General features: G+C 49.4%; 9 protein-coding genes. 6 read left to right on the top strand and 3 right to left on the bottom strand.

What is annotated here, in order from left to right:
• Window positions 1–16 precede the first annotated feature (16 nt).
• The 3 genes from pflB to ycaO form a co-directional block, all read right to left on the bottom strand.
• Window positions 17–2,299: a formate C-acetyltransferase gene (pflB, locus tag Q3A88_RS01045; protein WP_233989663.1), complete on the bottom strand. Its 2,283-nt coding sequence runs from the start codon at window positions 2,297–2,299 to the stop codon at window positions 17–19.
• Between the two features lie 57 nt (window positions 2,300–2,356).
• Window positions 2,357–3,214: a formate transporter FocA gene (focA, locus tag Q3A88_RS01040; protein WP_110163035.1), complete on the bottom strand. Its 858-nt coding sequence runs from the start codon at window positions 3,212–3,214 to the stop codon at window positions 2,357–2,359.
• A gap of 439 nt (window positions 3,215–3,653) precedes the next feature.
• Complete coding sequence (gene ycaO / locus Q3A88_RS01035) at window positions 3,654–5,417, bottom strand: 30S ribosomal protein S12 methylthiotransferase accessory factor YcaO (RefSeq protein WP_317177247.1); 1,764 nt, start codon at window positions 5,415–5,417, stop codon at window positions 3,654–3,656.
• 329 nt (window positions 5,418–5,746) lie between these two features.
• Between ycaO and serC the strand changes: the two genes are divergently transcribed.
• From serC to Q3A88_RS01005, 6 genes are all read left to right on the top strand, one after another.
• A complete protein-coding gene (serC, locus tag Q3A88_RS01030; protein WP_110163033.1) occupies window positions 5,747–6,832 on the top strand; it encodes a 3-phosphoserine/phosphohydroxythreonine transaminase in 1,086 nt (361 codons plus the stop codon).
• An 81-nt stretch (window positions 6,833–6,913) separates the two neighbouring features.
• Window positions 6,914–8,203 (top strand): 3-phosphoshikimate 1-carboxyvinyltransferase, encoded by a 1,290-nt coding sequence (gene aroA, locus Q3A88_RS01025; protein ID WP_317177246.1) that lies wholly within the window; start codon window positions 6,914–6,916, stop codon window positions 8,201–8,203.
• A 220-nt stretch (window positions 8,204–8,423) separates the two neighbouring features.
• Window positions 8,424–9,101 (top strand): (d)CMP kinase, encoded by a 678-nt coding sequence (cmk, locus tag Q3A88_RS01020; protein ID WP_010277170.1) that lies wholly within the window; start codon window positions 8,424–8,426, stop codon window positions 9,099–9,101.
• A gap of 116 nt (window positions 9,102–9,217) precedes the next feature.
• Entirely contained in the window at window positions 9,218–10,891 is a 1,674-nt protein-coding gene (gene rpsA / locus Q3A88_RS01015) for a 30S ribosomal protein S1 (RefSeq protein WP_010277167.1), read from the top strand.
• An 89-nt stretch (window positions 10,892–10,980) separates the two neighbouring features.
• Complete coding sequence (gene ihfB / locus Q3A88_RS01010; protein WP_005967571.1) at window positions 10,981–11,265, top strand: integration host factor subunit beta; 285 nt, start codon at window positions 10,981–10,983, stop codon at window positions 11,263–11,265.
• Between the two features lie 333 nt (window positions 11,266–11,598).
• On the top strand, window positions 11,599–13,461 hold the full coding sequence (locus tag Q3A88_RS01005) for an amidohydrolase (RefSeq protein ID WP_233989665.1): 1,863 nt from the start codon (window positions 11,599–11,601) through the stop codon (window positions 13,459–13,461).
• Window positions 13,462–13,475 lie beyond the last annotated feature (14 nt).

Raw genomic sequence — 13,475 nt, 5'->3', positions numbered from 1 at the left:
CAGACAGTCATGGAAATTACATTGACTGAGTGAAAGTACGAGTGATGACGTCTTGTTGCTGTTCTTTCGTCAGTGAGTTGAAACGCACTGCGTAGCCAGATACACGGATGGTCAACTGCGGATATTTCTCCGGGTTTTCCATTGCATCAAGCAGCATTTCACGGTTCATGACGTTGACGTTCAGGTGTTGACCGCCTTCGATGCTGGCTTCGTGGTGGAAGTAACCATCCATCAGGCCGGCAAGGTTAGCTTTACGCACGTTGTCATCTTTACCTAACGCGTTAGGTACGATGGAGAAGGTATAAGAAATACCATCTTTCGCGTAAGCAAACGGCAGTTTAGCAACGGAAGTCAGAGAAGCCACAGCACCTTTCTGGTCACGACCGTGCATTGGGTTCGCACCTGGTCCGAATGGCGCACCTGCGCGGCGACCATCTGGCGTGTTACCCGTTTTCTTACCATATACCACGTTAGAGGTGATGGTCAGAACAGACTGTGTTGGTGTTGCACCACGGTAGGTATTCAGTTTCTGAATTTTCTTCATGAAACGTTCAACCAGGTCACAAGCCAGTTCATCTACGCGAGCATCGTTGTTACCGAACTGCGGATATTCGCCTTCGATATCAAAGTCGATAGCCAGACCATCTTCATCACGAATCGGTTTAACTTTGGCATATTTGATGGCAGACAGGGAGTCAGCAGCAACAGACAGACCCGCGATACCACACGCCATAGTACGGAACACGTCACGGTCATGCAGTGCCATCAGCGACGCTTCGTAGCTGTATTTGTCGTGCATGTAGTGAATGATGTTCAGGGAGGTGACGTATTGTTTTGCCAGCCAGTCCATGAAGTGATCCATACGATCCATCACTTCGTCGAAGTTCAGAACATCGCCTTTGATCGGTTCTGATTTCGGACCAACCTGCATTTTCAGTTTTTCGTCCACGCCGCCGTTAATCGCGTACAGCATGGTTTTCGCCAGGTTTGCACGAGCACCGAAGAACTGCATTTGTTTACCAACGATCATCGGGCTTACACAACAAGCAATTGCGTAGTCATCGTTGTTAAAGTCCGGACGCATCAGATCGTCATTCTCATATTGCAGAGAAGAGGTATCGATGGAGACTTTAGCTGCATAGTTTTTAAAGCTTTGTGGCAGTTTTTCAGACCACAGAATGGTCATGTTTGGCTCTGGAGACGGCCCCATGGTGTACAGGGTGTTCAGGAAGCGGAAGCTGGTTTTGCTCACCAGTGTACGACCATCCAGACCCATACCAGCCAGAGATTCTGTTGCCCAGATTGGGTCACCAGAGAACAGCTCATCATACTCAGGGGTACGCAGGAAACGTACCATACGCAGTTTCATGACCAGATGGTCAATCATTTCCTGAGCTTCTTCCTCAGTGATTTTGCCTGCAGCCAGATCGCGCTCAAGGTAGATATCCAGGAAGGTGGAGACACGTCCGAAGGACATTGCCGCACCATTCTGTGATTTCACTGCTGCCAGGTAGCCGAAGTAAGTCCACTGCACGGCTTCCTGAGCTGTCGCTGCTGGGCCAGAAATGTCACAGCCATATTTAGCGGCCATTTCTTTAATTTGGCTCAGTGCATGATGCTGATCGGCAATTTCTTCACGCAGACGGATTGTTGCTTCCAGATCTTCGCCGTTTTCCAGTTTGGATTGCAGAGAAGTGAACTGAGCAAATTTGTCTTTCATCAGGTAGTCGATACCGTACAGCGCAACACGACGGTAGTCACCGATGATACGGCCACGGCCGTAGGCATCTGGCAGACCAGTCAGAACGCCTGATTTACGACAACGCAGGATATCTGGAGTGTAAACATCGAACACGCCCTGGTTATGCGTTTTACGATATTCGGTGAAGATTTTTTTCAGTTGAGGATCCAGTTCACGACCATAAACTTTGCATGAACCTTCAACCATTTTGATGCCGCCGAACGGAATTAACGCACGTTTCAGCGGAGCGTCAGTTTGCAGACCAACGATTTTTTCCAGACCCTTGTTGATGTATCCCGCGTCGTGAGACGTGATAGTTGCAGCAACATTGGTATCAAAATCAACAGGCGCGTGAGTACGGTTTTCCTGTTTGATGCCTTCCATGACGCTGTCCCACAGCGCTGAGGTCGCTTTGGTTGCGCCAGCCAGGAAAGACTCATCACCTTCATACGGCGTGTAGTTTTTCTGGATAAAGTCACGAACGTTGACGTTATCCTGCCATTCACCTTTGCTAAAGCCTTGCCATGCATTGGCCAATTTTTCATTCAGCTCGGTCATTTTACACCTACCTTTGATATGGATTTCTTAAAACCCGACGTTGCGGCCGATTGCACCTTAGTGCTTGTCTCCACCGCGCAAATAAATTACCCAATATGTCAAACCGACCATTATGCCGCCGCCGATGATATTCCCCAGGGTGACGGGAATCAGGTTATCGGTAATGAAGTGGCTAACGGTTAAATGTTCAAACTGAGACGGCACCATGCCAATGGCATTCCAGAATTCCGGGGCCGCAAAATTTTTGATAACGATGCCCATAGGAATCATGAACATGTTGGCGATACTGTGTTCAAAGCCGCTGGAAACGAACATGGCGACAGGCAGAATCATGGCAAACATTTTGTCTGTAAGCGTACGGCCGGAATAGCTCATCCACACGGCCAGACAAACCAGCAAGTTGGCCAGAATCCCCAGACACAGCGCTTCAACAAACGTGTGTTCAAGTTTGTGTTCAGCTGTTTGCAGGACGTTAAGACCCCACGCACCTTTTGCGACCATATGCTCTCCCGAGAACCAGATAAGTCCAACGAAGAAAAGCGCGCCAATCAGGTTGCCGACATAGACATTTGCCCAGTTACAGGCTAGTTGCTTCCAGGTAATACGTCCACTGGCTTTGGCAATCACGATGAGAACGGTTGAGGTAAACAAGTCTGCGCCGCAGACGACCACCAACATAAGGCCAAGGGAGAAACAGATACCACCGATCAATTTCGCGATGCCGAAAGGCATCGTTGCGGTTCCAGTGGTGGCCGTAATATAAAAGACGAAGGCGATCGAAATAAACACACCCGCTGTGATCGCTAAATAAAACGTCGTACACGGTTGTTTAGTAGCTTTATAGACTCCGGCGTCTTCAGCAACTTTTGCCATCGCAGCCGGGAGTAATAGAGTAAAGGGGTTGTCAGCTTTCACACTAACTCTCTCTTAAAAATTATCAGCGTTGAGATACTAACAAAGCAGTATACGGTAAAATTTGACGTGGATCATATTGCAAGAAATTAACAGGTCAGCAAGCAAGGTGGGATAGGGCGATTTAGTAGTTAATTTATTGAATTTTATAATAAAAAAATATTTTAAATTTTATAAAAAGAGTTGAATGGCATACGTTAAACCTACCGATTTAGCGTTAATAAAAATCACGTTTTGTAGAATTTCAGTACCACCTTGTCGATGTAATTTAATTAAAACTTCACCATTTAATAACAATGTTCTGATTATGCATTACGAATAATAAATATTGCCCTTTGGATAACAAAATAGCCCTTTAAAATAAAGGGCTATTTGTCCGTGGCTATTTTCACGCGATCGCACTCATCGATATAAGACGCGCGCTGACCTCATCATTCTGGCATTATTTTGCTTGCCAATAACGACGTTTCGCCTGTTGCAGTTTTTCATAGGCTGCCAGCAGCGACTGGTGTGCAGGTAAAGAAGTAAAGGTGTCATCGACGGCAAACAGACCATAGAAGCACGCTTCGCCAGCAACAGCAGCGCTAGCGGCATCGACGGTCTCACTGCCGTACATTTTGGTAAAGGCATCGTAATATTCTGCCGGATCGCGCTCAGGCTCTTGCGCCAGTAACAGCAGCGTTTGCAGGCAACGGTAGTAGTTGCTGCGCTGTGCCGTAAAGACGGAGTCGTTGAAGTCCTGCGTCCACTCTGTCCAGCTTAACGCCTGATCCAGATCGCCGCCGGCCAGTGCCAGCATGGCTTTTAGTTCGCCAACGCGCAGTGTAAACCAGCCATTATCTTTGCCGGTGGCAATGCCGAGCAGCTCGCGTACGCGGGTGAAGTCATCCAGCCCTTCGTCATCCAACTGCTGCAACAGCGCCAGATAGTCTTCTTGTTCCCATTTACTGTCAGGCAGCGCCAGCAGCGTGTCACGCAGGTGAGCACCCATGCTATTATTGGCTAACAACAGATCGTCGGCAGGGTAGATGTCTGACATTCCCGGCACGATGATTCGGCAGGCATAAACAGACAGATGCTCATAGTCAGCAATGTAGACTTCTTTATCTTCCTGCTTGAAGATCGCCATCAATGTAGCGAATTCTTCTTCCGTCGACCCTTTAAAGCTCCAGTCGGCAAATTCATAATCCGCTGTTTTCTTGAACGTATCCCAGGAGATCAGACCGCTGGAATCGATAAAGTGGGTTTCCAGATTGGCGTGTTCGGCCACTTCCTCATCATCGAACGTCGGCGGCGTGAACACGTCCAGATCTTTCAGGCCACGACCTTGCAACAGTTCGGTGACGGTTCGCTCCAACGCCACGCCGAAGTCAGGGTGTGCGCCGAAGGAGGCAAAGCAGGTGCCGTTAGCTGGGTTAAACAGCACCACGCAGATGACCGGATATTTCCCGCCCAGTGAGGCATCGTAAGAGAAAATCGGGAAACCTTCTTTTTCCAGCGTCGCAATCGCTTCGACCACGCCAGGGTAGCGGTTCAGCACCGCTTGCGGAATTTCTGGCAGGCTGATGGATTCGGCAATGATGCGGTTCTTGATGCTACGCTCAAACACTTCAGACAGCCCCTGAACGCGGGCTTCGTTGGCGGTGTTACCTGCGGACATCCCGTTAGAAACGTACAGGTTACCGATGATGTTCATCGGAATATAGACCGTTTGCTGATCGGACTGACGCGTAAATGGCAGCGCGCAAATGCCTCTGTCGGCATTGCCGGATTGCAGATCGATCAGATCGCTGGCGCTCAGTTCCTGCTCAGGATCGTAAAACTGGTGCAGACGGGCATCCAGAATACCTTCTGGCAACGCATCATCTTCTGGAATAGGGAACCATTTTTCATTCGGGTAGTGAACGAAGTCGCCGTTAGCGATGCTTTTGCCGAGATAGAAGTCAGCAAAGAAATAGTTGGTGGACAGACGTTCGAAATACTCGCCTAACGCAGAGGCCAGCGCCGCTTTCTTACTGGCACCTTTACCGTTAGTGAAGCAGAGCGGGCAATCGCGGTCTCGAATATGGACAGACCAGACGTTTGGCACCGGGTTCAGCCATGACGCTTCTTCGATGTTAAACCCCAGGTCCTGGAGCTGTTGTTGAAAACGGGCGATGGAATCTTCCAGGGCGGCGTCTTTGCCTGGGATAAACGTTTGAGTCATGGTGTTCACTCTTATCGAGATTAGCGGAAGCGGCATGATACGGATTTTTCTGTTCAGACTCTATTTATTCATAACCGATCGGCAACAGTGAAAAAGAACAGACGGCGTAACGTGCCGTTTTGCATAATGAAAGCGCAATAAGCGTTGCAGCCGCGATGGACGAGTGATAAAACCGATAGCAGGGTAAAAGTAGTGTGGTTATGGCGGTCGTTCCGTTATAACTACTATCTTGTAACAGCGGTATTTTTATAACCGTCAGGTTTATAAAAATGGTATTTGTAACAACGGTGATAAAAAGAGCCGCTATTTTTCAGGTGTGGTGAGGGGAAATGACTCAGATTTTTAATTTTAGCGCCGGTCCAGCAATGCTGCCGGTTGAAGTACTGCGTCGTGCTGAACAGGAATTGTGTAATTGGAATGGTCTGGGCACATCGGTTATGGAAATCAGCCACCGCAGTAAAGAGTTTATGCAGGTTGCCGCTGAATCCGAACAGGATCTGCGTGATTTGCTGAAAATCCCCTCCAACTACAAAGTGCTCTTTTGCCACGGCGGTGCTCGTGCGCAATTCGCCGCAGTGCCGTTAAATCTTCTGGGCGAACGCTCAACGGCCGACTACATCGACGGCGGATATTGGGCGCACAGCGCAATCAATGAAGCAGAAAAATACTGCACGCCTAACGTGATTGACGTGAAAACGCGCGTGGGCGAACTGCGCGGCATTAAGCCGATGCGTGAATGGAAATTGTCTGATGACGCGGCGTTTGTGCATTACTGCCCGAATGAAACCATTGACGGTATTGCGATCGAAGAAGAGCCGGACTTTGGCGATAAAATTGTGGTCGCCGACTATTCTTCCAGCATCCTGTCTCGTCGTATTGATGTCAACCGTTACGGCGTGATCTATGCCGGTGCGCAGAAAAATATCGGCCCTGCCGGCCTGACGCTGGTTATCGTACGTGAAGATTTGCTGGGCAAGGCGCGCCGTGAGCTGCCATCGATTCTGGATTACCAGGTTCTGGCGGACAATGACTCCATGTTCAATACGCCACCGACCTTTGCCTGGTACCTGTCCGGCATGGTCTTCAAATGGCTGAAAGAGTACGGCGGTCTGGCTGAAATGGAAAAACGTAACCAAGAGAAAGCCGACCTGTTGTATAGCGCGATTGACGGTAACGATTTCTATCGTAATGACGTCGCGGTAGCGAACCGTTCTCGCATGAATGTGCCATTCCTGTTGGCGGACTCTGCGCTGGATAAAGTCTTCCTGGAAGAATCAGTCGCTGCAGGTCTGCATGCGCTGAAAGGCCATCGCGTAGTAGGCGGCATGCGTGCCTCTATCTACAATGCGATGCCGTTGGAAGGCGTGAAAGCGCTGACGGAATTTATGGCTGACTTCGCTCGTCGCCACGGTTGATTAAGACCGCCCCTCGATACATTTTGTTAAGCCCCGGACTTTCCGGGGTTTTTATGTCCACGTTGAAAGAATAGGCTTTACATGCAGGAATCCCTGACGCTACAACCCATCAAACTGATTAACGGTACCCTTAACCTTCCTGGCTCAAAAAGTGTCTCTAACCGTGCGCTGTTGCTGGCGGCCTTGGCTGAAGGAAAGACCCGGCTGACTAACCTGTTAGACAGTGACGATGTCCGCCATATGCTTACCGCTCTAACGGCATTGGGAGTGGACTACCACCTGTCGTCTGACCGGACGGTGTGTGAGATTACCGGTCTGGGTGGGGCGTTTACGGCATCGCAACCGCTGGAACTGTTTTTAGGGAATGCCGGTACCGCGATGCGCCCACTGGCTGCCGCGCTGTGTCTGACCGATGGCGATATTGTGCTGACAGGCGAACCGCGGATGAAAGAGCGCCCAATCGGGCATCTGGTCGATGCGCTGCGTCAGGGCGGGGCGAAAATTGACTATCTGGAACAGGAAAATTACCCACCGCTTCGTCTGCACGGTGGTTTTCAGGGCGGCGAAGTCAGCGTAGATGGCAGCGTATCAAGCCAGTTCCTGACGGCGCTGTTGATGACTGCGCCTCTGGCCGCGCAAGATACGCAAATCAGCATTCAGGGCGACTTGGTTTCCAAACCGTATATCGATATCACGCTGCATATGATGAAAGCGTTTGGTATTGAAGTGCGTAACGAGAACTATCAACGATTTTTCGTTACGGGTCGCCAGCAGTATCGTTCACCGGGTGATTATCTGGTGGAAGGCGATGCGTCATCGGCTTCTTATTTCCTGGCCGCTGCGGCGATTAAAGGCGGTGTTGTGCGCGTGACCGGCGTAGGCCGTAATAGCGTACAGGGCGACATTCGCTTTGCCGATGTGCTGGAAAAAATGGGTGCAACCGTGCGCTGGGGTGAGGATTATATTGAATGCGAACGCGGTGAACTGCACGCGATCGACATGGATATGAATCACATTCCTGATGCTGCGATGACTATCGCGACGGCGGCGCTTTTCGCTCAAGGTGGCACCACTACGTTGCGTAATATCTACAACTGGCGTGTGAAAGAAACCGATCGTCTGGCGGCAATGGCGATTGAACTGCGCAAAGTGGGTGCGGAAGTGGAAGAGGGTAATGATTACATTCGCATTACGCCGCCTGCCAAGCTAAAAGTGGCAGAAATCGGCACGTACAACGATCACCGTATGGCGATGTGTTTCTCGCTGGTGGCGCTATCGGATACGCCAGTTACGATTCTGGATCCGAAATGTACGGCTAAAACCTTCCCTGACTACTTTGAACAACTGGCACGTCTCAGCGAGCTGGCTTGATTCCTCTCCAGGCACGGTTTCCGTGCCTTTTTCCTCTATCGATTTTCCCGAACTACGCTCAATTTTTCTTCTGAAATTGCGCATCTCGTTCAGAGAATGCCTTATTTTTCCCGCCATTCCGGCATTGGGGTAACCTTTCTCTGTATTGATGCGTATAATGAGGTTCCGTGATGCCATAAAACGGCATAAGCGGAACTTCCCAGTATTAAAGGAGAGAGAAATGACGGTGATGGCACCGGTAATTACGGTTGACGGACCGAGCGGCGCAGGCAAAGGTACTTTGTGTAAGGCATTGGCTGAAGCTTTACAATGGAACCTGCTGGACTCGGGGGCTATCTATCGTGTTTTGGCTCTGGCGGCATTGCACCACCATGTGGATATCGGTTCGGAGGACGCGCTGGTTCCGTTAGCCTCTCATCTTGATGTGCGCTTTGTTGCAGAAGACGGGCAACTCAAAGTCATCCTGGAAGGTGAAGACGTTAGCCATGAAATTCGTACTGAAGCGGTAGGCAACACGGCGTCTCAGGCCGCCGCTTTTCCTCGCGTTCGTGAAGCATTATTACGTCGGCAGCGCGCATTTCGCGAGGCTCCGGGGTTGATTGCTGATGGCCGAGACATGGGAACGGTCGTCTTTCCTGATGCTCCAGTGAAGATTTTTTTGGATGCCAGTGCGGAAGAACGTGCACAACGTCGCATGCTACAGTTGCAGGGGAAGGGCTTTAATGTTAACTTTGAACGCCTTTTGTCTGAGATAAAAGAACGGGATGAGCGCGATCGCAGCCGCCCCGTTGCGCCGTTAGTGCCTGCTGCCGATGCGTTGGTGCTGGATTCAACGGAAATGACAATCGATGAAGTGATAGCGCGCGCGTTGGCTTATGCCCGCGAAATTTTAGCGTAATCACAGAAAACTGAATTTTTACCTCGCTGTAAGGATGCACAGCGGGGCATGTTAAACAACCCCATCGAGCAGGATGCCAGATGGACGTTAAATTGAAACCCTTAAGATTATCAAACATGACTGAATCTTTTGCTCAACTCTTTGAAGAATCCCTGAAAGAAATCGAAACCCGTCCTGGTTCCATCGTACGTGGTGTTGTTGTTGCTATTGATAAAGATGTCGTACTGGTTGACGCCGGTCTGAAATCTGAATCTGCCATTCCGGTAGAGCAATTCAAGAACGCACAGGGCGAACTGGAAATTCAGGTTGGTGATGAAGTTGACGTTGCTCTGGACGCTATCGAAGATGGCTTCGGTGAAACGCTGCTTTCTCGCGAAAAAGCTAAACGTCATGAAGCATGGCTGACGCTGGAAAAAGCCTACGAAGAAGCTGCAACTGTTACTGGTATTATCAACGGTAAAGTTAAAGGCGGTTTCACTGTTGAGCTGAACGGCATTCGTGCGTTCCTGCCAGGTTCTCTGGTAGACGTTCGTCCGGTTCGCGATACACTGCATCTGGAAGGCAAAGAGCTTGAGTTCAAAGTTATCAAGCTGGATCAGAAACGCAACAACGTTGTTGTTTCCCGCCGTGCAGTTATCGAATCTGAAAACAGCGCTGAGCGCGATCAACTGCTGGAAAACCTGCAGGAAGGCATGGAAGTTAAAGGTATCGTTAAGAACCTTACTGACTACGGTGCATTCGTTGATCTGGGCGGCGTTGATGGCCTGCTGCATATCACTGATATGGCTTGGAAACGTGTTAAACACCCAAGCGAAATCGTCAATGTGGGCGACGAAATCACTGTTAAAGTGCTGAAGTTCGACCGCGAGCGTACTCGTGTGTCTCTGGGTCTGAAACAGCTGGGCGAAGATCCATGGGTCGCTATCGCTAAGCGTTACCCAGAAAGCACGCGTCTGACTGGCCGCGTAACCAACCTGACTGACTACGGCTGCTTCGTTGAAATCGAAGAAGGCGTTGAAGGTCTGGTACACGTTTCTGAAATGGATTGGACCAACAAAAACATCCACCCATCCAAAGTTGTTAACGTTGGTGATGTAGTGGAAGTGATGGTTCTGGACATCGACGAAGAACGTCGTCGTATTTCTCTGGGCCTGAAACAGTGTAAATCCAACCCATGGCAGCTGTTCGCAGAAACCCACAACAAGGGCGACCGCGTTGAAGGTAAAATCAAGTCTATCACTGACTTTGGTATCTTCATCGGTCTGGATGGCGGCATCGACGGTCTGGTGCACCTGTCCGACATCTCCTGGAACGTGGCTGGCGAAGAAGCCGTTCGCGAATTCAAGAAAGGTGATGAAATCGCCGCTGTTGTTCTGCAGGTTGACGCAGAGCGCGAGCGTATCTCCCTGGGCGTGAAACAACTGGCTGAAGACCCGTTCAATAACTACCTGTCTGTTAACAAGAAAGGTGCTATTGTTACTGGTAAAGTTACAGCAGTTGACGCCAAAGGTGCTACAGTTGAATTAGCAGACGGTGTTGAAGGCTATCTGCGTGCTTCTGACGCTTCACGTGACCGTGTTGAAGATGCAACTCTGGTACTGAGCGTTGGCGACAGCGTTGAAGCGAAATACACCGGTGTTGATCGTAAAAACCGCGTTGTTAGCCTGTCTGTTCGTGCGAAAGACGAAGCTGACGAGAAAGATGCAATCGCAACTGTTAACAACAAGCCGGAAGAAAACAATTTCTCCAGCGCGATGGCAGAAGCGTTCAAAGCAGCTAAAGGCGAGTAATCACTACGGTGGAATGAGCAACGTAAGTTGCTCATTCTTGTAACGGTAGTCAGTTATCCTGGTTATTGATAACCGCACTTGGAGGAGCTATGACCAAGTCTGAACTTATTGAAAGGCTTGCTGGACAGCAATCTCATATCCCAGCCAAAGTGGTTGAGGATGCAGTGAAAGAAATGCTCGAACAAATGGCTTCTACGCTAGCCGAAGGCGACCGTATTGAAATCCGTGGGTTTGGCAGTTTTTCACTTCACTACCGTGCACCGCGTGTAGGTCGTAATCCGAAAACGGGTGACAAAGTTGAGCTGGAAGGTAAGTACGTCCCTCACTTTAAACCGGGCAAGGAACTCCGCGACCGCGCTAATATTTACGGCTAATCGTTAGTCTTAAATACCAGCCTTATAAAAGCACCCACCTCGGGTGCTTTTTTACATTTATAACCATCATCTTCTCTGCACTTCTGCACTTCTGCACTTCTGCACTTCTGCACTTCCTCACGATTGACGATTAGGTCTGATTACTTATCAGAGTGCGATCTCACGTAATACGCTTTCCGTTTTGCCCTTCGCACCGCTAAGTGATCGTCAGCACACAAAATATGAATTTTTTGATTTTCAACTGCTTGGACGTTGAAGTTTCTAATGCTATTGCCTATTTTTTATTCGGCACATTAACATTTCTAATGCGTTACCTCTAAATAAGGAAAGTGTATGAGCGAAGCGTGTAGTCATTCTGGCAGCATAAGCTGTTCCTGCTGTAGCCCTCTGTGGAAATCGTTTCTCCCTGATACTCCAATTGATATCCCAGAAGAAAAGAGCAGCTTGCTTATCGAAACGAAATTATTCCGTTCCGCGCTAAATAAGGATGGGAGCCCTGGAAAAGCAATTCTGACATTGGAGGATGGGCAGGAGGTTGCGGTTGAAGCCATGGGCATTCATGGCGGACTGGTGGTGGCGACAGGTTCATATCAAAACGTGAAGGCCAAAATGCCGAAACACACAGCGGAGCATCAATTGTCTGGCACACAAACGCTGTTGCCGAGCCTGATTGAGCCCCATGTCCACATTATTAACACCGCGATGTTATCTGCTATCGGCAATGACGTTAGCCCGTTCGACAAGCAGAAATTACGAAAAAATTATAATAGGGACTGGGTGACATCCTATCTGGCGGCAGAGGGAAAATCGGCTACGGATAAAAATGATAGCTGGCTTATCGGCTTTGGTGCCGATCCCTCCTTGTTTATTGGTGGAGAGAAGGAGTTTAATGCTGCCGTTCTTGATAAGTGTGTGACGGATAAAAGACCTGTCTTTGTCATCAATGCCTCAATGCATCTGGCCTATATCAATACGTGTGCGATTGAGCTTGTTAGCAAGTCTTGTAAAGATATTCCACCAGACGGCATCCTTAAAGAAATAGCAGGCATAGAGCCTGTCGTGAATGTCATTGTCAGCAGTTATCCCAAAGCAAAATTGGCACTCATGCTAATTGAATCGGTTAACAGCCTGTTTAATGTGGCGAGTCAGCGCGGTGTGACTTATATGCTTGATGCTGGCGTTGAACCTAAAGGGGCTCAACCCGGCTTCGATCAGGTGGGTTTTCTGAACACGTGGGCACACCTTCCACTCTGTCCGGTGCGAATAGGTGGTGCGCTGATCGTTACGAGTGATGATGATTTCAATAGTAAGGTGGTCGATTTTTACTCCCCAGGCTATGGCGATAAACATTTTCACTTGCCGTATATCAAGGTTATTTCAGATGGTTCAAACCAAGGACTGACGGGGTATCAATCTACGCCGTACTGCTGTAATAACCGCTATGAGAAGACACCGGGTGAGGAAAATATCGGGGCCTTTAACTTTAATCCTCTAACTGATATCAATACGCTGGTGCAGAATGTTGTGGATAAAAACTGGCCGTTGATGATTCATACGAATGGCGACGAAGCCATTAGGCTGACGTTAGCGTCATTTAAAGAGGCTGGTGTGACATCGGCTACCTATGAACAGCGCCGCGATCGCCTGGAACATGCATCCCTACTGACTGATGACCATCTATCTGAAATGAAGCTACTCGGTATTTCGCCTAGCTTCTTAATTGGTCATGTAGGGTATTGGGGATGGGCATTTCAGCAAACCATATTGGGAGAGGAGCGGGCTGATCACCTTGATCGCTGCCAGTCCGCTCTTAACCACGGGATGAGGATTACGCTACACAGTGATAACGGTGTTACGCCGCTCGGCCCGTTGCGCATGATGGAACAGGCTATTTCACGTGTGATGGAAGGCGCGCCTAAACAGGCGACTCCTGCTGTGTTACGTGAACAAGAGCGGATTTCCCGTTTCGCTGCGCTTAAAGCCGCGACCTATGATGCAGCCTGGCAATGCCATGCCGATAAGTGGGTAGGTTCGCTAGTCACAGGTAAATGTGCTGATTTTGTTATTCTGGCAGATTCTCCGCTGACTTATGACTCAGCAGATAAGAATAATCCGGTCAAAAATATGCGTGATATACCAGTTCTGGAAACCTGGAAAGGAGGGCGGAAAGTGCACTCAGGTACGGGCCATTCTTAACGCCGCTGTATCGT

It is taken from the genome of Pectobacterium sp. HCp5_1, assembly GCF_032905925.1.
GTDB classification, from domain to species: domain Bacteria; phylum Pseudomonadota; class Gammaproteobacteria; order Enterobacterales; family Enterobacteriaceae; genus Pectobacterium; species Pectobacterium brasiliense_A.
Note: the sequence above shows the minus strand (reverse complement) of the source record. Positions and strands in the feature narration are given on the sequence as shown.